Source organism: Kitasatospora sp. NPDC001225 (genome assembly GCF_053597855.1).
Map to the genome: position 1 here is coordinate 46220 of NZ_JBSFJC010000021.1, position 20444 is coordinate 66663.

Below are 20444 nucleotides of genomic sequence, written 5' to 3' on the forward strand. Positions count from 1 at the left end.
CAGTGGCGGACGGATGACAGCTGACAACTTTCGTCATCTGTTATCTGTTATCTGTCGCCTGTTATCTGTCGTCTGTTCGCCGTCATCGGTGCGCGGACCGCAGCCCCGGACCCACGGCGAGGGTCCGGGGCTGCCGGCACACCCGGCGGCAGCCGTCAGGCCGTGCGCCCGATCGACGCCAGGTAGGCGCGCCAGCCGCCGTGGTGGGTGATCTCCCGGTGGACGCCGCGCTCCAGCTCGCCCCGGGAGAGCAGCATGGACAGGCACGCGGAGCCGTCCTCCAGCTCGATGACGCCCAGTTCCAGCTCCCGCGGCTCCCCCGGCAGGATGACGTCCCGCAGCCGCTCCAGGGGGATGTCGTACAGCTCGCCCTCGATGGCGGTGTCCGCCTCCGGGTCGGCCAGCAGTCCCGGGCAGACGTCCGTGCCGCCGCTGTGGTCGATGGAGAAGAAGCGGTAGCCGGGGGCGGTCCTGGCCGGCCCGATCAGCGAGTCGGCGACCTTCGCGTGGAAGGGACCGCCGACCATTGCCTGGCCGTTGAAGAACATGCGCGCCATGGGTGAACTCCTTACGTGGACAAGACCGTTCCGTACGGCGACGAGAGGACAGGTGGGATTCGTCGCCGTACGGAACGGAGTGGTGGACCGCCGGCGCACTACAGCCGGGCAGGCTCCGGTGGGCAGGTCGGGATCAGCCCAGCAGCGGGAGCGCGGGGAGGGTCAGGAAGTCCACGAACTCCTCGGCCAGGGCGACCTGTTCGAAGAGCCGGGCGGCCTCCGGCCAGCGGCCGGCGCCGTAGGCCTCCTCGCCCAGTTCGGCGAGGAGTTCGGCCAGCTCCGCGGCGACCAGGGAGCGGACCAGGTCGGCGGTGGCCTTCTCGCCGGTGTCGGAGAGCACGACCCCGTTGTGGATCCACTGCCAGATCTGCGAGCGGGAGATCTCGGCGGTGGCGGCGTCCTCCATCATGTTGAAGATGCCGACGGCCCCGAGGCCGCGCAGCCAGGCCTCGATGTAGCGGATGCCGACCTGGACGGCGTTGTGCAGCCCCGCGCGGGTGCAGGTGCCGCCGGCTCCGGCGATGTCGAGGAGCTGGGCGGCGGTCACCGGCTCGGCCGGGCCGGGGTTGTCCTTCTGGTGGGGCCGCTCGCCGAGCACCGCGTCGAAGGAGGCCCGGGCGACCGGCACCAGGTCGGGGTGGGCGACCCAGGAGCCGTCGAAGCCGTTCCCGGCCTCGCGGTCCTTGTCCGCCTTGACCTTCTCCAGCGCGGCCGCGTTGACCTCCGGGTCGCGGCGGCTCGGGATGAACGCGGCCATGCCGCCGATCGCGTGGGCGCCGCGCCGGTGGCAGGTCCGCACCAGCAGCCGGGTGTAGGCGGCCATGAACGGCGAGGCCATGGTGACGGTGTTGCGGTCCGGCAGGATGTAGTGCTCGCCCGCGTCGCGGAAGTTCTTGACGATCGAGAACAGGTAGTCCCAGCGCCCGGCGTTGAGGCCGGCCGCGTGGTCGCGCAGCTCGTAGAGGATCTCGTCCATCTCGAACGCGGCGGTGATGGTCTCGATCAGCACGGTCGCCCGGATCGTGCCGTGCGGGATGCCGAGTTCGGCCTGGGCGTGGGTGAACACGTCGTTCCACAGCCGGGCCTCGAGGTGGCTCTCGGTCTTCGGCAGGTAGAAGTACGGGCCGGAGTTGGGGTCCTCGGCGCCCTTGGCCAGCAGCCGGGCGGCGTTGTGGAAGAAGTAGAGGCCGAAGTCGACGAACGCGCCGGCCACCGGGGTGCCGTCGACCAGCAGGTGGTTCTCGTCCAGATGCCAGCCGCGGGGGCGGACCACGACGGTGGCGAGCTCGGCGGCGGGCTTGAGGGTGTACGCCTTGCCGGCCGCGCCGGTGAAGTCGATCCGACCCTCGAAGGCGTCGGTCAGGTTGACCTGGCCGCCGACCACGTTCTCCCAGGTCGGGGAGGTGGCGTCCTCGAAGTCCGCGAGCCAGATCCGCGCCCCGGAGTTGAGCGCGTTGACGACCATCTTGCGGTCGGTCGGCCCGGTGATCTCGACCCGGCGGTCCTGGAGGGCGCGGGGCGCCTCGGCGACCTTCCAGTCCCCCGCCCGGATGTCGGCGGTGTCGGGGCGGAAGTCCAGCGTGCCGGTGGCGGCGATCTCGGCGCGGCGGGCCTTCCGCCCGGCCAGCAGCTCCTGTCGGCGCCCCTCGAAGGCCTGATGGAGCCCGGCGACGAAGGCGAGCGCCTCCGGAGTGAGCACCCCCTCCGCCCGGGGGACGCGAGGACCGGCGACAGTGACGACCGGAGCGGCGGGCGAGGCGCCGACGGGCCCCTGATCTGCAGCCATGAGCAGGACACTCCTAAGACGGTTGAGCCTGGCGGAGGGAGCTCCGGTGGGAACTTCCTCAGGGAACTTCCTCGATCGGTACCCGCCTGTCGGCGAGTTCGATTCTGTAAGGTGGAGACTAGTTTCCGCGATACAGAATTTCAACGGTTTGTTGAAGAGATCGCCGGGACTCTACTCCTCCCCGACAGTGAAGGAAACGCCGGTGGTTGCGACCCCCGACCCAGCATCGACGACAGGCGCCGACCGCGCGGGCGGCGGCGTGCAGTCCGTCGAACGCGCCTTCCAACTCCTGGAGGCGCTGGCCGACTCCGGCGGCGTGGCCACCCTCAGCGAGCTCTCCACCACGTCCGGCCTCCCGATGCCGACCATCCACCGGTTGGTTCGTACCCTCGTGCAGCAGGGCTATGTCCGCCAGGACACCGCGCGCCGCTACACCCTCGGCCCCCGGCTGATCCGGCTCGGCGAGACGGCCGGCCGGCTGCTCGGCAGCTGGGCCCGCCCGTACCTGGCCGAGCTCATGGAGGCCACCGGCGAGACCGCCAACCTGGCGGTGCTGGAGGGCGGCGAGGTGGTGTACGTCGGCCAGGTGCAGTCGCGCCGCTCGATGCGGATGTTCACCGAGGTCGGCCGACGGGTGCAGCCGCACTGCACCGGCGTCGGCAAGGCGCTGCTCGCCCAGCTGCCCGAGGACGAGGCCCGCGCCGTGCTCGGCCCCAACCCGCTGCCAGCGCACACCGAGTACACGGTCACCGACCCGCAGGAGCTGATGCGCCAGCTCGCCGAGGCGCGCGAGCGCGGCTACGTGGTCGACGACCAGGAGCAGGAGATCGGCGTCCGCTGCATCGCGCTCGCCGTCCCGGGCGCGCCGACGCCCACCGCGCTCTCGGTCTCCGGCCCGGAGGCCCGCATCCGGGCGCTGGAGGAGCAGGCCGGAGCCGCCTCGCTGGTACCGGTGATGCACCAGATCGCGACCCGGCTGGGCCAGGTCCTCGCTCCCTGACGGAACGTCAACCTCCCTTGCCCGCCGACCCGGTTGGCACGGCGTGCCGCGTCATCCGTTCGGGCGGACGACGGGCGGGTTGCCGCCCAGCTGCGGCAGTGGCTCCGCCACCCTGGTGCCGACGCGGCCCGCAACGGCGCGGGCGGCCGGGACGCGAGGGCAGGGTGAGCGGGGATGGAGCAGCAGTACCGGGACGCATGGGAGGGCGCGCGGGGCGGTGGGGTCCGGGGAGGTGAGGTCCGGACCGATGGCGTACGGGCCGGTGGCGTACGGCGCGCCGCGAGGGGCCGGGGGTTCGGCGGGGCCGGGCTGGTCGCGGCCGTGGCGGCGGGGTGCGCGGTGACGGTACTGGCCACCGACCCGGTCTGGGCGCTGCGGCGGCCCGAGCCCCGGCCCGCCGTGGAGGTCGTCGCGGCCGGTGCGCCCTCGCCGTCCACCCTGCCCGCACCGGCGACGCCCACCGCCTCGACCCTGCCGGCCCCGGCCAAGCCCGGAGCCGGGTCCGGGGCCGGGTCCACCGCCGGGTCCGGGACGGCCGAGGCCGCCGCGCGACCGTCCGACTCCGACCTGGAGGTGGTCCGGATCGACCCGGACGCGGCCGCGCCCGGCGGCACCACCACCATCCACGCCTTCGTCGGCAACGGCGGCCCGGAGACCACCGCCTCCCCGTTCACGGTCGCGATCACCCTGCCGGAGGGCGTCAGCCCGGAGGGCCCGTTCTTCCCGTCCACCTGCCAGGTGGTGAGCCGCGGCCGCGTCGTGCGGTGCGTGTTCGCGCCCGGGCTGCGGGAGGGGCGCAGCGCGACCGCCCTCATCCCGGTCCGGCTCGCCCCGGACCTGCCGGAGGGCAGGCTGAGCGGCGGCTCGGTCGCGGTGCGCAGCGCGGACGACCGGTACGAGGGCAACAACCGGCAGCCGTTCGACATCACGGTGGCCGGGACGGCCGCCGGTTCCTGAGCCGTGTGGGCCGCGCGGTCCCGTCGGCGGGGTCGGCCCTGCCGACGGGACCGTCCTGCCGGTGGCGGGCGGGGCGCCGCACCCGCCGTGGTGCCGACCAACAGCCCTGTGCGGCAGTCGAGTTGACCGGCTTGAGGCTCAGCTCAGCCAGGCGTTGACCTGGCTCGCCGCGTCCGGCGCCCAGGCGAGCTCCAGGTGGTTCAGGCCGCCGAGCAGCCGGGTGCCGCCGACCGTCGCGATGCCGGTGGTGTCCAGCGCGCTCGCGGTGAAGACCAGGCCGTCGCTCGGCCCGCGGCCCTCGTTGAGCACGCCCGGGATGTCGGCGGACCCGCCCGCCAGCAGGTAGGTGCGCACCGCGGCCGGGATGCCGGCCTGCCGGAGCGGGGCGATCAGCGAGCCCGCGTCGATCGCCGCCTGGATGCCCTGGCCGGAGGTGTAGAAGCCCTGGCCGCCGTAGTAGGTGGTCCACCAGTCCTGCGCACTGCTGTCCACCCCGTAGGTGCCGTCCCAGCGGGCGAGCAGCTGGCGCTGGCCCGGGTAGCAGTCGTAGCCGCCGCTCGGCAGCACCCCGAGGCAGGGCTGCGCGGTGTACGTGCCGTAGCAGGTCATGGAGAGGTGCGGGGACGGCGCGTTGGCGGTGCCGCCGCAGGCGGGCCAGGTCACCAGGTCGAAGTCCCAGCCGTGCGCGTACACGTAGTCGAGCCCGCCGTGCGGCCCGCCCAGCGTGACCAGCCGGCGCACGTCGCCCGCGTACGCCCTCCCCCAGGAGGGCTTCACCGAGGACACGTACGCCCGGGCGGCGACCTCGCCCTTGCTCCAGGCCACCACGTCGACCTGGGGGACCCCGAGCCGGGCCCGGATCAGCGCGACCGCGTCGCCGACCGCCTGCGCCTGGAGCAGGTTGTCGCCGTGCTTGTGGGCGAAGCCGATCGCGAAGACCCGGTGGCCGGTGCCGGCCAGGTACTGGGCGAGCCCGGTGGACGGGCAGTTCGCGGCACCGCAGGCGCCGCTCTCCCCCGGGTTCGCCCAGGCCCGGTCGGCGTTGTCGTTGGCGCCGTGGACCAGCAGGACGGGGGTGGCCTGGGCGCCGGTGTCCCAGCCGGCGGCGGAGTAGAGCAGGAACCGGGCGGAGGAGGGCCGACCGGTGCCGAAGTACGTCCGGCGGGCGCCGTCCTGGTCGCCGCGCCCGTCGGCGGGGAACTGCTCGGCGCCGAAGCCGGGGGTGGTGTCGAGGTAGCGCTCGACCTTGGCCCAGCCGTTGCCGGGGGCGGGGAAGGTCGCTTCCAGGGTGAGGGGGGCGGCCGCGGCCCGGGCCGTACCCGCCTGCGCGGCGGTGGGGGTGCCGAGCAGGGCGGCGGCGAGGGTCAGGAGCACGGCGGCGAGGGCGGTGGGGACGCGTCTCGCGGGGCCGGGGCGTGTGGGGGTACGTCTCATGGCCGGACGCTAGGGCCGGCGCGCGGCCCTGCCCATGTGCCGGTCGCACACCCGGGCCGCCGCGTGGTGGCGGACCGTACCGTGGCCTTTGCCTGACCGAGTGCGCCCGGTCGGATAAATTGGAAGCCTGACATCATCCGCCGTGCACAAGAGCGGCGAGCCCGACCGGGTGCTCGCCACGACCTGACAGAGACGAGGACCCGCCCCACCATGACCGCGCCCCTGCCCGCCTTCGCCGGCCGCACCTACCTCTTCCGGGTCGACAACGGCGCGGCCTTCCGCAACACCTACTCGGCCGACGGCACGCGGCTGCGCTGGGAGGGCCTCGGCGAGTCCGCGGGCCAGTGGGAGGACGTGCGCCTGCACGTCGCCGAGGTCGCGCCCTCGATCTACTTCGTCAGCTGGACCGAGCAGAGCGGGATCACCGTCAGCCACGTGATGGACCTCGGCAGGCTGACCGTGCGGGCCTTCTGGACCTTCGAGGGCGAGGGCGGCCGGGTCGGCCAGCTGCACACCGGGACGCTGGAGCGGGTGGCCTGAGCGGCGGGACCGCCGTACGACTCCTGAATGACCGAACCCCCGGGGCCGTGGCTCCGGGGGTTCGGTCGGTCAGGCCCGGTCGTCCAGGATCGGTCGGTCAGGCCCGGCCGGTCAGGCTCATGCGGACTGGTTCGGCACCTTGAGGTGCTGGGACAGCCACTCCAGCGAGGAGGGCAGCAGGGCGCTCCAGGTCTCGAAGTTGTGGCCGCCGTTCTCCAGCATGCTGTACGAGGCCTTCATCGGGCTCTGCACCGCGTCGACGAAGGCCTCGGTCTGCTGCCGGTAGTCGCCGTCGCCCTTCTTGGTGCCGGCCAGCAGCACGGACACCTTCGGCTGCGGCAGGTTCTTCAGCCGCCACAGCAGGTTGGCCTCGTCGCGGCGCTGCTTGCTGCCGCCGAAGAGGTCGCCCGTGGTCGGGTCGTCGGCGGCGTCGTAGTAGGCGGAGAGGGCGACGGCGGTCGGGAAGACGTCCGGGTGGCGCATGGCCAGCTTGAGCGCGCAGTAGCCGCCGGTCGAGTTGCCCATGAAGGCCCAGGCCTGCGGGTCGGTGGAGACCCGGTAGCTGGCCTGGATCGCCGAGGGCACGTCCTTGGTGAAGTAGGTGTCGGACTGCGGGCCGTTCGGGACGTCCTCGCACTCGGTGTCCTGGGGCAGCGCGGGCGAGGGGCGCACCAGGACCATGACGGTCGGCTGCATCCGCCCCTCCTGCAGCAGCTTGAGCGCGGCGCCCGGGTAGTTGAAGCGGGTGATCAGGTTCTCGGCGATTCCTGGGAATCCGGTGCTGACGATCACGGCCGGGAACTGCTTCTGGGCGTACTCCGGCTGGAAGTACTGCGGGGGCAGGTAGACGTAGCCCTCGGTGGACAGCCGGCTGGCCGCGCCGTCTATCCGGACCTTGCGGATCTCGCCGGACTGGGCGGGCTCGCGGCCCATCGCGCCGCCGCCCTTGACCGCGGCCTGGCCCATCGTCTCCACCATCAGCCGGCCGGAGGCGTCCGCCTTGTTGTGGATGACCACCGGGCCGGTGTCGCCGGTGCCCAGCAGGTCGTCCCAACTGCTGTAGAAGGCGAAGTAGTTGTTCGCGACCAGGCCGAGCGCGGCGAGCACCGCGAGCTGGGTGGCGAGCAGTGCGCCGATCCGGCCGAGCACCGACTGCCAGGTCTTCTTCGCGAGTCTGGGCCACAGCCAGACCGTGCCGACCATCATCACGACCGCGATCAGTGCGGTCAGCGCCAGCACCTTGTGGCTCGTCAGACCCATGTCCCGCTTGCTCCCACGCCTCGAACTCCAGTCCCCTCCGCTGGGGACATCCGAGGAGGTCACCCCGGTTCCCCCGCCGGGGCGCGAGGACCAACCCTAACGCCAGCTGGGAGGAAGCTGACCGCGGCTGGGAGGTGACGGGGAGCCGGGCTGACAGATGACAACGTTCAGATAACAGATTTCGAAAGTTGTCATCTGAAATCTGTCAGCGGTCGGCTGTCTCCCGTCAGCCGGAGCGGGCGGGGTGGGCTGCGCCCGGGCTCAGCCCACCCGCTCCCAGAGCCGCAGCCCCGCCGTGAGCTCGCGCATGCAGCGCGCGCCGAGGTCCTGCGGGGAGCCCGGACCGGCGAGGGGCGCCTCGGAGGAGGCCCACTGCTCCAGGGCCACCCGGATCGCCGCGGTCGCGGCGGCGGCGGCCAGCCGGATCTCCAGCGGATCGGTGCCGTCCGGGCAGCGCTCGGTGAGGGCGACCCGCAGCCGCGCCTCCGAGTCGGCGTGGACCCGCTGCCAGGTGGCGTTCAGCTTCGGGTCGCGCAGCAGGCCGCGGGCCCACCGCATCATCTCCGCCCGCGCCTCGTCGGCCGGGGTCAGCGACGCGACCGCCGCGCGCTCCAGCGCCTCGCGCAGCGGCAGGTCGGCCGGGCTCGCCGCGAACAGTTCCACCCACTCCTGCCCGCCCGACGCGAGCAGCGGGGCGACGGCGTCCTCCTTGACGGAGAAGTACCGGTAGAAGGTGCGCAGCGAGATGCCCGCGGCGAGGGCGATCTCCTCGGCGGTGACCGCCTCGGCTCCCCGCTCGGCGAAGAGCGCGGCGGCGGTACGGGCGATCTCCAGTCGGGTGGCCTCACGGCGGCGCTGGGTCAGGGTCGGGCGTCCGGTCACAGGGCCAGCCTACGCGGACGCATGCCAAGGTGGCACGTCACGATGATCTGGCACGTCCAGCCTTTTTGGCACAACGTGCCACTCAGGCGTACCGTGGTTCCCGAGGTCGAGAGACCACGAACGAACGGAGTACCACCATGGAGCGCTTCAGCGGACGGAACGTCCTGATCACCGGCGGCGGCTCGGGCATCGGCCAGGCCACCGTGCACCGGATCCTCGCCGAGGGCGGGAAGGTCGTCGCCGTCGACGTCAACGAGGACGGCCTGAAGAAGACCCTGGACCGCGCCACCGCCGAGGGCACCGCGGACCGCCTGACCATTCAGGTCCTGGACATCTCGGACGAGGCGGCCGTCGTCGCGGGCGTCGCCGAGGCGACCGCCGGCCTGGGCGGCCTGGACGTGCTGGTCAACGCGGCCGGCATCCTCCGCTCCTCGCACACCCACGAGACCAGCCTGGAGTTCTGGAACAAGCTCCTCGCGGTGAACCTGACCGGCACCTTCCTGATGACCCGCGAGGCGCTCCCCGCGCTGCTCGCGGGCGGCCGGGGCGTGGTGGTCAACTTCAGCTCCACCTCCGCGAGTTTCGCCCACCCGTACATGGCCGCGTACGCCGCGACCAAGGGCGGCATCCAGTCCTTCACCCACGCCATCGCCTCGGAGTACTCGAAGCAGGGCCTGCGCGCGGTCTGCGTCGCGCCGGGCAGCATCGACAGCGGCATGACCCACAACCCTGGCCTGCCCGCCGACGCCGACTTCAGCCTGCTGGCCAAGCTCTCCCCCGCCCTCGGCCAGGGCTTCGCCGGCCCGGAGACGGTGGCCGGCGTGATCGCCATGCTCGCCTCCGACGACGGCGCCTTCGTCACCGGCACCGAGCTGCGGATCGACGGCGGCACCCACATGTGACCGGCTGATCGCCCCCTCGGTCCGGTCGAAGGCGGGGCCTGTGCCGTCCCCCGTACGGCGCAGGCCCCGCCTTCGCGTCGCTGTCGCTGTCGGAGCCGGAGCCGGGTGCGGCGGCGGTCGGTCAGGTCACCGCAGGGGCTTCCCGAGCAGGAGTTCCCGGGTGACCCCGTCGGCGAGCAGGTCGCCCGGCTCCGCGAGCGGGGCGAAGCCGTGGCGGCGGTAGAGGGCGAGCGCCGCTTCGTTGCCGGGGAGCACGGCGAGGCGCAGCGTGGTCCCGCCGGTGGCGCGGGCCCAGCGCTCGACCTCCTCGACGAGCCGGTCGGCGACGCCCCGGCCGCGCGCCCGCGGGGCGACCCAGAGCGAGCGCAACTCCCGTACCCCGTCCGGTGATCCGGGCAGGCCGCCGACGAGCCCGACCGGGTCCTCGTCCAGCAGGGCCGCGACGTGGTGGGCGCCCGGGATGCCGAGCCGGTCGCGCCAGCGCTCCTCGCCGCCCCGGTGCCAGTCGGCGAGGCCGGCCTTGAAGGCCTCCGGTGCGTCGGTCAGGGCGGCGAGGCGGAGGTCCCGCCAGAGCGGCCAGTCGGCGGTCGTGAGGGATCGGAGCGTCGGCGTCACCATGTCCGGCACCGTAGAGGGCCCGACCGGCGGCCGTCAGTCCGTTTCCCGTACCTGCGGGCCCGCGCGCCACCGGCCCCGGCGGTTCGGCGGGGTCCGACGGCCCGGCGGGTGCCCTACGGCGTGCGCCAGTCGGCGGCGAAGGCGGCGGCCGGGTTGGCGGTGAGGAGCAGCTCGGGCAGTTCGGGGCCGTGGCTGCGGGCGAGGCGCGGGGCGAGCTCGGTGAGCAGCCGGACCGGGCCGCCGGCCGCGCGGGCGGTCCGGGTCGTGGTGTCGGCGCCGAGCAGCAGCTGGGCGGCGTGGCCCGCCTCGACCAGGTCGGCGATGACCTCGAAGGCCTGGTGGTCGCCGGCGTGGCCGGCCCGGGAGGGGCTGTCCAGCGCGAGGTACACGCCCTCGGCGGCCAGGTGGCGGTGCAGCGCACGGTCGGGGAGCCGGGTGAGGTGGCCGAGGATGACCCGGTCGGGCCGGACGCCGTGCCGGTGGCACAGCCGGTGCACCACCCCTGGCGGGGCACCGTCGGCTTCGAGGTGGACGGCGATCGGGGCGCCGGTGGCGTGGTGGGCCTCGGCGGCGGCGGCCATCGTCCACCGGGTGTGGCGACTGTCGGGCCCCGCGTCGGCCGCGACCTTGATCAGCCCGGCCCGGACCCCCTCGGGCGCGCCGGGCAGACCGGTGGTGAGCTCGGCGACGAAACGTTCCGCCAGGTCGGCGTACGGGCCGGGGCGGTCCTCCGCCCCGGCGCCGGTGGCGGAGAAGGAGCCCGGCACGTAGTGGACCGCCTGGTGCGCGCCGGTGGCGGCGACGATCCGCACGCCGGTCGTACGGGAGAGCGCGGCGAGCGAGTCCGCGCCCCGGCCCAGGCCGAGCGGGGTCCACTGGACGAGGGTGCGGCCGCCGGCGGCGGCGTAGGCGCGCAGGACGTCCTCGGCGGCGGCCGGGTCGTCCAGCTCCTGGCCGGGGAGCAGCGGGCTGCGGATGAAGAGGTGGTCGTGGGCGTCGGTGACGCCGAGGACGGCGGGGTCCAGGTCGCCGAGGACGGTGCGGACGGTGCGGCTCATGCCCCGGCCTCCTCGGTGACGGTCCCGGAGGCGCTCTCGGCGGCCTTGGTGGCCTCGGCGCTCTCGGTGCTCTCGGTGCTCTCGGCGAAGGTCGCGGTGGCGACCCGCAGGCCGGCCAGCGCCTTGGGGAGGCCGACGTACGGGGCGAGGTGGACCATGACCTCGGTGATCTCCGCCTCCGTCAGGCCGATCCGTCGGCTGTAGCGGACGTGGTCGGCGAGCTGCGGCTCGACGCCGCCGAGGGCGGTGAGGGCGGCCAGGTTGGCGATCTGGCGGTCGCGCAGGGCGAGGCCGGGGCGCTGGTAGGTGCCGCCGAAGAGGCTGGTGACGATCCAGTCGGGGAAGCCGGGGGCGAGGGCGTCCAGGCCGCCGAGGGTGGCGGCGGCGCCCGGACCGGCCAGGTCGGCGAGCAGGGCGTGGCCGGCCGCGCGGTCGAGCGGGGCCGGGGTGAGGTCGGGGCCGGCGGGAGCGGTCGCGGGGGACATCGGGGCGGTGGGTCCTTTCACCAGTGGCGGCCGGCGGGCAGCCGGTCCAGTTCGGGGCGGGACAGGTGCAGCACCTGGTACCGGACGCCGGGCGCGTCCTCGGGGGCCGGGCCGTGCCAGAGCGCGAAGCTGAGCAGCTCCCAGCGGCTCGGGTCGACGGCCACGGCGGCGGTGTGCAGGTCCGGGTGCGCGGGCAGGTCGGCGAGCGCCCGCTCGACGGCCTCGGCCGGGTCGGCGCCTTCCGGCAGCCGTACGGTCGCCCGGGTGGCGGTGCTGGGCTGCTCGGTCCTCTCCCCCGCTACTGACGACGCGCCACGGGCCAGGCCCGCGCCGAGCCAGTGCCGGACGGCGGGGCGGCCGAAGTCGGCGCTCAGGCCGCGGAAGCCCGGGCCCCAGAGGAAGCCGTTCATGCCCTCGGCGGTGCGCCAGAGGTAGAACGGCGCGTACTGGTTGACGGGCGAGCCCTGCCGACCGCGCTCGCGGACCAGGTAGGCCTTGAGGCCGAGACCCGGGTGCGCGTCGAGCAGGTGGCCCTTGTCGGCGACGCGCTTGCGGATGACGCCCATGTCGTAGTCGGCGGGGAGGGTGATCTCGTACTGCATGGCGTGCACGGCGGGGCTCCTCGGGTTCTGGCCGGTCTGACGGCGGACGTCCTGGTTTTCGGCGGGCGCGTCGGCTCTGGTCGTACGGGTTCGGCCGCGAGGGTTCGGCGGCGCGCCCGGGGCCGTGCGGGTCAGGCCGTGCGGTGTGCCGCGAGCAGGCCGAGGGCGCCGCGGACGGCCCGGTCGAACGGCTCGGCGCTGTCGGCGGCGCGGGCCAGGACGTAGCCGCCCTGGACGACGGCGACCACGGCGGCGGCCGTGTCGGCCGGGTCGAGGCCGGGGGTGAACTCGCCGTCCGCCTGGCCCTGGGCGACCAGTTCGGCGATCCGGCCGCGCAGCCAGTCGAAGGTCTCCTCGACGGGCGCGCGCAGCTGCGGGTCGGCGACGACGTCGGGGTCCTGGGCCATCCGGCCGATCCGGCAGCCGCGCAGGACGTCGCGGTCGCGGTGCAGGTAGGCGGCGATCCGGTCGTAGGCGGTGCCGGGGGCGGCGAGGTCGGCCTCGGCGACGCCCCGCATCTGCTCGGCGCTGCGGCGCAGGGCGGCGGCCGCGAGGTCGGGCTTGCCGGTGAAGTGGTGGTACATGCTGCCCTGGCCGACCCCGGAGCGCTGCTGGATGGCCTTGGGGCTGGTGCCGACGTAGCCGCGCTCCCAGAGGAGGGCCTGGGTGCTCTCGATGAGACGGTCCTGGGTGCTCATGCGACTCACTGTACATACCAGTAGGTACAGAAGACCAGTGCTGACTCCGCCCGGGCGCCCCGGGGCGCCCGGATCCTCCTCGCGGAACGGTTGAGGGCCGTGCGCCGCCCCCCGGCGGCCACGGCCCCTCGACCGTTCGTCATCCCCCGCACCGCCGAGCGGCATTCCGGCGCGCCTGGTGGCGCGCGTCACGTCACGGACGGTGGCCGGCGTCACGCCGCGTAGAGGGGTGCACGGCGCACTGCGCGGGCGGGCGCCGGATGCGGGCGACTACGGCAGCGCGCGGCGGACCTCCGGGGCCACCTCGCTCGCGAACAGCTCCAGTTGCTCGCGCTGCGCCCCCTCGGTGAGTGCGTCCACCCCGATGCCGACCACCTCGTTGCCGAAGGCCTCGTGGTAGCGGTGGATCTTCTCGATCACCTGCTGCGGACTGCCGACCAGGGCCGAACCGCGTTCCAGCGCGTCCTCCAGCGACGTGAACGGCGAGTTGTTGTGCCGACCGGCGGCCGAGTCGAACAGGGCGTTCCAGTACGGGCGGAAGCCCTCGACCGCGTCCTGCGAGCGCTTGGCGACGTACAGTCCGCCGAAGCTCGCGCCCACCCTGGCCCGCTCCGGGTCGTGCCCGTAGTACTCCCAGCGCTCGCGGTAGTGGTCGACCAGCGCCCGGTACTTCTCCAGCGGGTGGAAGGAGTTGGCGGAGAAGAGCGGGTCGCCGTGGCGGGCCGCGAGGTCGGTGGACCGCGTGCTGGTCGCGCTGCCGTGCCACACCGGGATCGGGTCCTGGAGCGGGCGCGGCCAGACGGTGGCGTCCCGGAGCGGCGGGCGGGTCGAGCCCTCCCAGGTCACCTTCTCCTCGCGCCAGAGCCTGCGCAGCAGACCGTAGTTCTCGGCGAGCGCCTCCCACTGGCGCTCCTCGGGAAGGCCGAACAGCCCGAAGTGGCGCGGGTCGTTGCCCTTGCCGACGATCAACTCAAGTCGGCCACCGGAGAGTTGGTCGAGCATCGCGTAGTCCTCGGCGACCCGGACCGGGTCGAGGATGCTGAGCACCGTCACCGTGGTGAACAGCCGGATGGTGGAGGTGCGGGCGGCGATCGCGCTGAGCAGCAGGGGCGGGGCCGGGGAGAGGAACGGCTCGCCGTGCCGCTCCCCCACCCCGTAGCCGTCGTAGCCGAGCCGCTCGGCGAGGACCGCCTGGTCGATGACGTTGTGGAGCTTCTGCTCCGGGGTGCGCCGGACGCCGGTGACCGGATCGGGGGCGTTGGCGACGAGGGACGAGACGGTGAACCGCACGGCGGTCTCCTTGAACGCTCGGGAGGGGCTCGGGAGGGGCTCGGGAAGAGTCGGAGGGGCTCGAGGAGGAGCCCTCGGGAAGGGGTTCGGCGCAGACCGGGCCGGGCTTGACGGGGCCGGTGGAGCCCCGGGAGCCGACGGGCCGCGCGGGGCACGGGGAGCCGGTACGTGGTCCGGCGCCGCACTCCCACGGGCGGGCACCGGCGGAGCGGCTGACGGGACGGGCGGCGCGCCGCTCGGGCGGCAGGGCACGCGGGTGGCGTCAGCGGACGGTGCTGCGGTGGCGGCGACAACAACAGCGGGCTGCGGCGGCGGTCACGGTCCGGACTGCCATCTCGCCTCCCCCTCGCCTCGCACGCGCACGATCCTCCGCGAGCATAGGCACCGGCCGGGGACGGGGCAAGGGCTTGATCCGCCACGGCCGACTGGCAAGATGTCCGGCATGAGCTACCTCGCCGCGGATGACCGCTATGACTCGATGACCTATCGGAAGGCCGGCCACAGCGGCGTCCAGCTGCCCGCCGTATCGCTCGGGCTCTGGCACAACTTCGGTGACGCCCAGCCGCTGGAGGTGCAGCGGGCGGTGCTCCGCCGGGCCTTCGACCGGGGCGTCACCCACTTCGACCTGGCGAACAACTACGGCCCGCCGTACGGCAGCGCCGAGCGCAACTTCGGCTACCTGTTCGCCCAGGACTTCCGGCCGTACCGGGACGAGCTGTTCATCGCCACCAAGGCCGGCTGGGACATGTGGCCCGGCCCGTACGGCAACGGCGGCAGCCGCAAGTACCTGCTGGCCAGCCTCGACCAGTCGCTGGACCGGATGGGCCTGGACTACGTCGACGTCTTCTACTCGCACCGGTACGACCCGGACACCCCGATCGAGGAGACGATGGGGGCGCTCGACAGCGCGGTGCGCTCGGGCAAGGCGCTGTACGCCGCGATCTCCAACTACCCGGCGGAGCAGCACCGAGAGGCGGTGGCGATCCTGCGCGAGCTGGGGACGCCGGTGCTGATGAACCAGTCGGCGTACTCGATCCTCAACCGGTACGTGGAGGACCACGGCGTGCTGGACGCGGTGGGCGACACCCGGACCAGCCTCATCGCCTACTCGCCGCTGGCCCAGGGGCTGCTGACCGACCGCTACCTGACCGGGGAGGTGCCGGCGGGCTCGCGGATGTCGGTCGGGAAGTTCCTCACCGAGGAGGCGCTGGCCGGGCCGAAGCTGGACCGGTTGCGGGCGCTGGCCAAGGTCGCCGAGGGGCGCGGGCAGACGCTGGCGCAGCTGGCGCTGTGCTGGGTGCTGCGGGACCCGCGGGTGGTCTCGGTGATCATCGGCGCGAGCAGCGTGGCCCAGTTGGACCAGAACCTCGACGCGCTGGCGGGCGGCCCGCTGACGGCTGAGGAGCTGGCGGAGATCGACCGGCTGAGCCGCTGAGCCAAGGCTCCTCCGGCGGAGCGGGAGGCGCCTGGCTGACGATCGACGGATGACAGCTGACAGATTTCGAAATCTGTCAGCTGTCATCTGTTATCTGTTCGCTGATATCTGTTACTTGTCAGCCGTCAGCTGTTCGCTGCCGGCCGCTTGATGCCCAGAGCGGGCAGAACCGTTTCTGCAACCCGGTGGGCCTCCTCCAGCAGCGGGTTGCCCGACAGGATGAAGGTGTCGACACCCAGCGCCTCGAACTCCTGCAGGCGCTCGATCACCTGGGCCGTCGAACCGACCACCGCGGTGCCGGGGCCGGGGCGGAACAGGCTCATCCCCGGCCAGAGGTTGGGGTAGGCCTCCAGCTCGCGGGCCCGGGCCGGCACCTTGCCCCCGTGCTGGCGGAACTGCCGCTGCCAGCCGACCCCGTCCTCCCCCTTCGCCCCGCCCAGCTGGCGCGCGTAGGTGGCCTCGCTGGTGACGTCCAGCAGCCGGTCGGCGGCCGCCCAGGCCTCGTCCTCGGTGTCGCGGACGATCAGGTGCAGCCGCAGTCCGATCCGCAGGCTCCGGCCGTGGGCGGCGGCGCGCTCGCGGACCAGGTCCAGCTTCTCCTTGAGCAGGTGCGGCGGCTCACCCCAGGTCAGGTAGACGTCCACGTGCTCGGCCGCCATCTCGATGCCGGCCGCCGAACTGCCGCCGAACCAGAGCGGAATGCCGCCGGGCTGCGCCGGGGCCAGCTCGCGCAGGCTCGCGCCCGCGTTCTTCAGCTCGTAGAACTCGCCCTTGTGGTCGAAGACTTCGCCCGCCGTGAGGCGCTTGACGATCGACCAGTACTCGCCGCTGAGCCGGTAGCGGTCGTCGTGCTCGACGTCCAGGCCGTACTCGCGCAGTTGCGCGGTCGAGCCGTTCACCACGTTGAAGCGCAGTCGGCCGCCGTGCAGGTGGTCGAAGCTGAGCGCCATCTTGGCCAGCAGGGTGGGTGAGACCAGCCCCGGGTGGACGGCCAGCAGCGGCTTGAAGGCCGGGGTGGTGGCGGCGGCGAGCGCGCTGCCGAGCGTCCAGACGTCGTACAGGTCGGTCGCGAGCAGGGCGCCGGTGTAGCCCAAACGCTCGACGCTGCCCGCCAGTTGCTGGAGGTAGCGGAGGTCTACCGGGCGGCGCCCGGCCGGCTCCCAGGGGTAGTGGCCCTCGCGCGGGATGATGTACCAGAGGACTTCGGAGGCCATGGGTCAGACCGCCTTCGCGAGCGCGGCGGCCACCGGGGATTCCAGGCCGGGGAGGTGGGCGTCGGCGACGGTCAGCGCCCGGTCGATGAAGCCCACGCCGTGGAAGATGTCCGCGGCCTCCTGCTGCTCGGCGACGAACCCGGCCGTGGCGGGCTCCAGTCGCCAGGGCAGTGCGACCAGCGCGGCCTGCCAGTCGGCGGCCGTGCCGCCCAGGTTCTCGGCGGCGATCGCGGCGGCCTCGGCCGGGTTGGCGGCCACCCAGGCGTCCGCCCGGCGCAGCGCGGTCGCGATCGCGGCGACCACCTCGGGGCGCCCGGTCGCGAAGTCCCGACGGGTGAAGAACACCGAGCGGTCGGTGATGACGTCACCGGTGCGGACCAGTTCACGGAACTCCCCGGTGCGGCGGGCCGCGGCGAGTTCGGCGCCCTGGGCGATCCAGCCGGCGATCTCGCCGTCGCGCAGCCGCCGGGCCTGGTCCTCACCGGCCGCCGGGCGCGCCGGGGTGACGTCCTCGCCGTACGAGAGCCCCTGGGCGTGCAGGGCCTTGGCGAGCAGGTGGGTCTGCCAGGAACCGACGGAGAGGACGACGGTGCCGCCCTTGAGGTCCGCGACCGTCCGCACCGGACCGGAGTCCAGCACCAGCAGGGCGCCGTGGTCCGGTCGGGGCGCCGAGACCGCCGCGTAGACCAGGTCGTGGCCGGCCGCCTGGGCGGTGATCGGCGGGGTGGAGCCGGTGCCGCCGAAGTCGATGACGCCCTCGGCAAGCAGGGCGCCGGTGCGGGTGCCGTCCGCGTAGTGGTGGAAGGCGCCGGTCTCGCCGAGCGGGGCCAGCTCCTCGTCCAGGTACGGGAGTCGGGCGAGGTAGTAGAGCGAGGGGTTGCTGGCGTGGACGCCGAGGGTGACGGTCATCTGGTCAACTCCGGTGGTGCGGGCCTGGCTTGTGGGAAGGCAGGCGGGATCGGGGGAAGGTCGGGGAAAGCGGGGGGTCGCGGACGTCAGTGGACGCCGAGGTCGGCGAGCAGACGGCGCCGCAGGTCGGCGAAGGCGGGGTCGGCCGGATCGCGCGGGCTCTCGACGGTGACGGCCTCGTCCCGGGCGAGCAGGCCGTCGCGCAGGACCACGACCCGGTCGGCGAGCCGTACGGCCTCGTCCACGTCGTGGGTGACCAGCAGGACCGCCGGGCGGTGGCGGCGCACCAGGTCGCCGACGAGGTCCTGCATGCGCAGTCGGGTGAGCGCGTCCAGGGCGGCGAACGGTTCGTCCAGCAGCAGGAGTTGCGGCTCGCGGACGAGTGCCCGGGCGAGCGCGACGCGCTGCGCCTCACCGCCGGAGAGGGTGGCCGGCCAGGCCTCGGCGTGCCGCTCCAGGCCGACCTCGGCGAGTGCCTTCAGCCCGGTCTCCCGGGTCGCGGCGCCGCGCGGGAGGCCGACCGTGACGTTGGCCAGCACCCGCTTGGACGGCACCAGCCGGGGCTCCTGGAACACCACGGTACGGACCAGCGGGACGAGCACGGTGCCCTCGTCGGCCTGGTCGAGCGCACCGAGGATGCGCAGCAGCGTGGTCTTGCCGGTCCCGCTGGCGCCGAGCAGGGCGACGAACTCGCCGCGGGCGATGGAGAGGTCGACCCCGTCGAGGACCGCCCGGGTGCCGAACACCCGGCGCAGGCCGCGCAGGTGGACGGCCGGGGCCGTCCGCTCGGACGCCGAGGGAGGAGCGGGCGAACGGGGCGAGGAGGGGGCGAGGGCGGCGGCGGTGGTCGTGTCGGCGGTCATCGGGCCGCTCCCTGGACGGCCTGGCGCCACGGCATCAGCACGCGCTCCAGGACTCGGACGATGCCGTCGGCGGCGAGGCCGAGCAGCCCGTAGATCAGGATGCAGACGGCGAGGACGTCGGTGCGCGAGTAGTTCTGCGCCTGGGCCATCAAGTACCCGATGCCCTCGGTGGAGTTGATCTCCTCGGCGGCGATCAGGGCGATCACGCTGAGCGTCATCGACAGGCGCAGTCCGGACAGCAGCGAGGGCAGCGCACCGGGCAGCACGACGGTGCGCACGATCGCCCAGCGGCCGAGGCCGAAGCTGCGCATCGCCTCGACCAGTTTGCGGTCGGTGCTGCGGACCCCGCCCGAGGCGGACACGTACATCGGGAAGCTGGTGGCGACCCCGATCAGGGCCACCTTCGCGGTCTCCGTGATGCCGAACCACACCATGAACAGCGGGACGAGGGCCAAGAACGGGACGGTCCGCAGGATCTGGATCGCGGAGTCGAGCAACTCCTCGCCGAGCCGGGTGAATCCGGTGACCACGCCGAGCACCAGGCCGGTGGTCGCGCCGAAGAACAGGCCGAGCCCGGCCCGGGTGAGGGAGACGGACAGGGCGTCGGTCAGCTGACCGTTGCCCCACAACTCCCCCACGGCCTGGGCGACCTGGGCGGGCGAGGCGAGCACGTCCTGGGTCAGCGCGCCGGTGGCGGACGCGAGCGCCCAGCCACCGAGCAGGGCGAGCGGACCGACGGTGCGCAGGGTCACGGCCAGCGCGCGGGGGCGGGGCCGGTTCCGCCGGCTCTGCGGGGCGACCAGGCCGGCGTCGAGGGCGGCCCGGGTGTCCTCGGGGGTGAACTTCTCTGTCGTGGTGGTCACTTGGCACCGTCCCCGAGCCTGTTGACGTCGATCAGGTAGGGCTTGACGTCCACCAGCTGCTTGGTGACCTTCTGGTCGGCGAAGAACTGGGCGACCGTCCCGAACCGCGCGGTGTCGGCGTCGGAGATGGCGTCGGCCGGGGTCCCCTGCCTGCTGACGTTCACCGCGACGTCCTTCTCGGCGGGGGTGACGGCGGTCGGGCCGGCGTCGGTGAACACGTTGAGGTAGCCGGCCGGGTCGGCCTTCTCCTTCTCGCCGTTCTCGCGCAGGTAGGTATAGAACGCCTTGACCACCTCGGGGTGCTTGTCGGCGAAGCCGTTGCGCACCGCCCAGACGGCGTAGTTGTCGGAGCCGACCTCCTGGCCGTTGACCAGGAAGTGCGCGCCGGCGTTGGCGATGGCGGGCGTCGCGAAGGTGTTCCAGGTCGCCCAGGCGTCCACCTGGCCGGAGTTGAAGACCCCGGAGGTCTGGTCGGCGCGCAGGTAGACCCGCTCCACCTTGTCGGCCGGGACCCCGTTCTTCGCCAGCGCCTTGAGCAGCAGGTACTCGCTGGTGCCGCCCTGGGAGACGGCGACCTTCCGGCCGACCAGGTCCTGGACGGACTTGACGGGCGAGTCGTTCTTCACCAGGATCCCCTCGCCGACGCCGTCGGGCGCGGTCTGGGCGAACAGCTTGAAGCCGGGCTTCTGGGCGAGCGCGGCGACGGCCGAGGTGATCGAGCCCTGGGCGACGTCCAGCTGGTCGGCGGAGAGGGCCTGGGCGGCGGGGGCGAAGGGGCCGGCGCTGCCGGTCCAGGCGACCTTGGCGTGGACGGCCGCCAGGGCCCGGTCCAGCGAACCGTCCTTCTTGCCGCGGGCGAGGAAGCCGTTGTTGCCGGGGTCGGGCAGGCGGAGCACCACGTCGGCCTTGCCACCGGCCCCGCCTTCGGCGGAGGCCTTGGCCCCGTCGGCGGACGAGCCGCAGGCGGCCAGGGCGGTGGAGGCGAGCAGCGCGGTGGCGGCGAGGGCGAGGCGGGGGGTCTTCACGGGGGTCTCCATGTGAGTGACAGATGACAGCCGACAGCTGACAACTTTTGAAATCTGTTAGCTGAA

21 protein-coding genes are annotated in these 20444 nt (G+C 73.6%); 5 read left to right on the forward strand and 16 right to left on the reverse strand.

Annotation, left to right across the window (positions count from 1 at the left end; all coding sequences use genetic code 11):
• Positions 1-155: 155 nt before the first annotated feature.
• The gene (locus tag ACWDCZ_RS09995; protein ID WP_074004300.1) at positions 156-557 is read right to left on the reverse strand and encodes an allophanate hydrolase-related protein; all 402 of its coding nucleotides are present in this window, start codon (positions 555-557) and stop codon (positions 156-158) included.
• Between the two features lie 133 nt (positions 558-690).
• Positions 691-2343 (reverse strand): malate synthase A, encoded by a 1653-nt coding sequence (gene aceB, locus ACWDCZ_RS10000; protein ID WP_449815680.1) that lies wholly within the window; start codon positions 2341-2343, stop codon positions 691-693.
• Positions 2344-2545: 202 nt separating this feature from the next.
• On the opposite strand from aceB, the gene ACWDCZ_RS10005 reads away from it, so the two are divergent.
• Together ACWDCZ_RS10005 and ACWDCZ_RS10010 are read left to right on the forward strand one after the other, a co-directional pair.
• Positions 2546-3343, forward strand: a complete 798-nt coding sequence (locus ACWDCZ_RS10005) for an IclR family transcriptional regulator (protein WP_049653741.1) — start codon at positions 2546-2548, stop codon at positions 3341-3343.
• Between the two features lie 174 nt (positions 3344-3517).
• Complete coding sequence (locus ACWDCZ_RS10010) at positions 3518-4300, forward strand: hypothetical protein (RefSeq protein ID WP_143204634.1); 783 nt, start codon at positions 3518-3520, stop codon at positions 4298-4300.
• A gap of 138 nt (positions 4301-4438) precedes the next feature.
• Here ACWDCZ_RS10010 and ACWDCZ_RS10015 read toward each other — a convergent pair whose 3' ends face one another.
• Positions 4439-5734: an esterase/lipase family protein gene (locus ACWDCZ_RS10015; protein WP_449815681.1), complete on the reverse strand. Its 1296-nt coding sequence runs from the start codon at positions 5732-5734 to the stop codon at positions 4439-4441.
• A gap of 210 nt (positions 5735-5944) precedes the next feature.
• Between ACWDCZ_RS10015 and ACWDCZ_RS10020 the strand changes: the two genes are divergently transcribed.
• The gene (locus tag ACWDCZ_RS10020; protein WP_049658181.1) at positions 5945-6274 is read left to right on the forward strand and encodes a MoaF-related domain-containing protein; all 330 of its coding nucleotides are present in this window, start codon (positions 5945-5947) and stop codon (positions 6272-6274) included.
• 117 nt (positions 6275-6391) lie between these two features.
• Here the strand turns inward: ACWDCZ_RS10020 and ACWDCZ_RS10025 are convergent, their stop codons facing one another.
• Positions 6392-7534 (reverse strand): alpha/beta hydrolase, encoded by a 1143-nt coding sequence (locus ACWDCZ_RS10025; protein ID WP_449815682.1) that lies wholly within the window; start codon positions 7532-7534, stop codon positions 6392-6394.
• A 261-nt stretch (positions 7535-7795) separates the two neighbouring features.
• Positions 7796-8416: a TetR family transcriptional regulator gene (locus ACWDCZ_RS10030; protein ID WP_380738600.1), complete on the reverse strand. Its 621-nt coding sequence runs from the start codon at positions 8414-8416 to the stop codon at positions 7796-7798.
• A 137-nt stretch (positions 8417-8553) separates the two neighbouring features.
• On the opposite strand from ACWDCZ_RS10030, the gene ACWDCZ_RS10035 reads away from it, so the two are divergent.
• Positions 8554-9318, forward strand: coding sequence for an SDR family NAD(P)-dependent oxidoreductase (locus tag ACWDCZ_RS10035; protein ID WP_117492648.1), 765 nt, complete (start codon positions 8554-8556; stop codon positions 9316-9318).
• 126 nt (positions 9319-9444) lie between these two features.
• On the opposite strand, the gene ACWDCZ_RS10040 is transcribed toward ACWDCZ_RS10035, so the two are convergent.
• The 6 genes from ACWDCZ_RS10040 to ACWDCZ_RS10065 all read right to left on the reverse strand — a co-directional run bounded on the left by ACWDCZ_RS10040 (position 9445) and on the right by ACWDCZ_RS10065 (position 14069).
• Positions 9445-9936, reverse strand: coding sequence for a GNAT family N-acetyltransferase (locus ACWDCZ_RS10040; RefSeq protein ID WP_449815683.1), 492 nt, complete (start codon positions 9934-9936; stop codon positions 9445-9447).
• 113 nt (positions 9937-10049) lie between these two features.
• The gene (locus ACWDCZ_RS10045; RefSeq protein ID WP_449815684.1) at positions 10050-10994 is read right to left on the reverse strand and encodes a phosphotriesterase family protein; all 945 of its coding nucleotides are present in this window, start codon (positions 10992-10994) and stop codon (positions 10050-10052) included.
• Positions 10991-11479 (reverse strand): carboxymuconolactone decarboxylase family protein, encoded by a 489-nt coding sequence (locus ACWDCZ_RS10050; RefSeq protein ID WP_449815685.1) that lies wholly within the window; start codon positions 11477-11479, stop codon positions 10991-10993. Before ACWDCZ_RS10050 ends, ACWDCZ_RS10045 begins: the two co-directional genes overlap by 4 nt.
• A gap of 17 nt (positions 11480-11496) precedes the next feature.
• Positions 11497-12090 carry a DUF4865 family protein gene (locus tag ACWDCZ_RS10055; protein WP_449815686.1) on the reverse strand — a complete coding sequence of 198 codons (594 nt, stop codon included), beginning with the start codon at positions 12088-12090 and terminating at the stop codon, positions 11497-11499.
• A gap of 122 nt (positions 12091-12212) precedes the next feature.
• Positions 12213-12779 carry a TetR/AcrR family transcriptional regulator gene (locus tag ACWDCZ_RS10060; protein ID WP_375873432.1) on the reverse strand — a complete coding sequence of 189 codons (567 nt, stop codon included), beginning with the start codon at positions 12777-12779 and terminating at the stop codon, positions 12213-12215.
• A gap of 270 nt (positions 12780-13049) precedes the next feature.
• The gene (locus ACWDCZ_RS10065) at positions 13050-14069 is read right to left on the reverse strand and encodes an LLM class flavin-dependent oxidoreductase (protein WP_074004290.1); all 1020 of its coding nucleotides are present in this window, start codon (positions 14067-14069) and stop codon (positions 13050-13052) included.
• A gap of 442 nt (positions 14070-14511) precedes the next feature.
• Between ACWDCZ_RS10065 and ACWDCZ_RS10070 the strand changes: the two genes are divergently transcribed.
• On the forward strand, positions 14512-15504 hold the full coding sequence (locus ACWDCZ_RS10070; RefSeq protein ID WP_049652191.1) for an aldo/keto reductase: 993 nt from the start codon (positions 14512-14514) through the stop codon (positions 15502-15504).
• 125 nt (positions 15505-15629) lie between these two features.
• Here the strand turns inward: ACWDCZ_RS10070 and ACWDCZ_RS10075 are convergent, their stop codons facing one another.
• The 5 genes from ACWDCZ_RS10075 to ACWDCZ_RS10095 all read right to left on the reverse strand — a co-directional run bounded on the left by ACWDCZ_RS10075 (position 15630) and on the right by ACWDCZ_RS10095 (position 20390).
• Positions 15630-16718: an LLM class flavin-dependent oxidoreductase gene (locus ACWDCZ_RS10075; RefSeq protein WP_387966725.1), complete on the reverse strand. Its 1089-nt coding sequence runs from the start codon at positions 16716-16718 to the stop codon at positions 15630-15632.
• Positions 16719-16721: 3 nt separating this feature from the next.
• On the reverse strand, positions 16722-17627 hold the full coding sequence (locus ACWDCZ_RS10080; protein WP_449815687.1) for an ABC transporter substrate-binding protein: 906 nt from the start codon (positions 17625-17627) through the stop codon (positions 16722-16724).
• A gap of 86 nt (positions 17628-17713) precedes the next feature.
• The gene (locus tag ACWDCZ_RS10085) at positions 17714-18490 is read right to left on the reverse strand and encodes an ABC transporter ATP-binding protein (protein WP_449815688.1); all 777 of its coding nucleotides are present in this window, start codon (positions 18488-18490) and stop codon (positions 17714-17716) included.
• Positions 18487-19353 (reverse strand): ABC transporter permease, encoded by an 867-nt coding sequence (locus tag ACWDCZ_RS10090; RefSeq protein ID WP_049652179.1) that lies wholly within the window; start codon positions 19351-19353, stop codon positions 18487-18489. The genes ACWDCZ_RS10085 and ACWDCZ_RS10090 overlap by 4 nt, the downstream gene beginning before the upstream one ends.
• Positions 19350-20390 carry an NrtA/SsuA/CpmA family ABC transporter substrate-binding protein gene (locus ACWDCZ_RS10095; protein WP_449815689.1) on the reverse strand — a complete coding sequence of 347 codons (1041 nt, stop codon included), beginning with the start codon at positions 20388-20390 and terminating at the stop codon, positions 19350-19352. The genes ACWDCZ_RS10090 and ACWDCZ_RS10095 overlap by 4 nt, the downstream gene beginning before the upstream one ends.
• Between the last annotated feature and the right edge of the window lie 54 nt (positions 20391-20444).

Excerpts from the sequence above, each read along its gene's own strand:
- ACWDCZ_RS10035 (WP_117492648.1), top strand. The coding sequence starts at position 8,554 with ATGGAGCGCTTCAGCGGACGGAACGTCCTGATCACCGGCGGCGGCTCG.
- ACWDCZ_RS10050 (WP_449815685.1), bottom strand. The coding sequence starts at position 11,479 with ATGTCCCCCGCGACCGCTCCCGCCGGCCCCGACCTCACCCCGGCCCCG.
- ACWDCZ_RS10060 (WP_375873432.1), bottom strand. The coding sequence starts at position 12,779 with ATGAGCACCCAGGACCGTCTCATCGAGAGCACCCAGGCCCTCCTCTGG.
- ACWDCZ_RS10020 (WP_049658181.1), top strand. The coding sequence starts at position 5,945 with ATGACCGCGCCCCTGCCCGCCTTCGCCGGCCGCACCTACCTCTTCCGG.
- ACWDCZ_RS10015 (WP_449815681.1), bottom strand. The coding sequence starts at position 5,734 with ATGAGACGTACCCCCACACGCCCCGGCCCCGCGAGACGCGTCCCCACC.
- ACWDCZ_RS10010 (WP_143204634.1), top strand. The coding sequence starts at position 3,518 with ATGGAGCAGCAGTACCGGGACGCATGGGAGGGCGCGCGGGGCGGTGGG.
- ACWDCZ_RS10095 (WP_449815689.1), bottom strand. The coding sequence starts at position 20,390 with ATGGAGACCCCCGTGAAGACCCCCCGCCTCGCCCTCGCCGCCACCGCG.
- aceB (WP_449815680.1), bottom strand. The coding sequence starts at position 2,343 with ATGGCTGCAGATCAGGGGCCCGTCGGCGCCTCGCCCGCCGCTCCGGTC.
- ACWDCZ_RS10040 (WP_449815683.1), bottom strand. The coding sequence starts at position 9,936 with ATGGTGACGCCGACGCTCCGATCCCTCACGACCGCCGACTGGCCGCTC.
- ACWDCZ_RS10070 (WP_049652191.1), top strand. The coding sequence starts at position 14,512 with ATGAGCTACCTCGCCGCGGATGACCGCTATGACTCGATGACCTATCGG.
- ACWDCZ_RS10085 (WP_449815688.1), bottom strand. The coding sequence starts at position 18,490 with ATGACCGCCGACACGACCACCGCCGCCGCCCTCGCCCCCTCCTCGCCC.
- ACWDCZ_RS10075 (WP_387966725.1), bottom strand. The coding sequence starts at position 16,718 with ATGGCCTCCGAAGTCCTCTGGTACATCATCCCGCGCGAGGGCCACTAC.
- ACWDCZ_RS10045 (WP_449815684.1), bottom strand. The coding sequence starts at position 10,994 with ATGAGCCGCACCGTCCGCACCGTCCTCGGCGACCTGGACCCCGCCGTC.
- ACWDCZ_RS09995 (WP_074004300.1), bottom strand. The coding sequence starts at position 557 with ATGGCGCGCATGTTCTTCAACGGCCAGGCAATGGTCGGCGGTCCCTTC.
- ACWDCZ_RS10080 (WP_449815687.1), bottom strand. The coding sequence starts at position 17,627 with ATGACCGTCACCCTCGGCGTCCACGCCAGCAACCCCTCGCTCTACTAC.
- ACWDCZ_RS10025 (WP_449815682.1), bottom strand. The coding sequence starts at position 7,534 with ATGGGTCTGACGAGCCACAAGGTGCTGGCGCTGACCGCACTGATCGCG.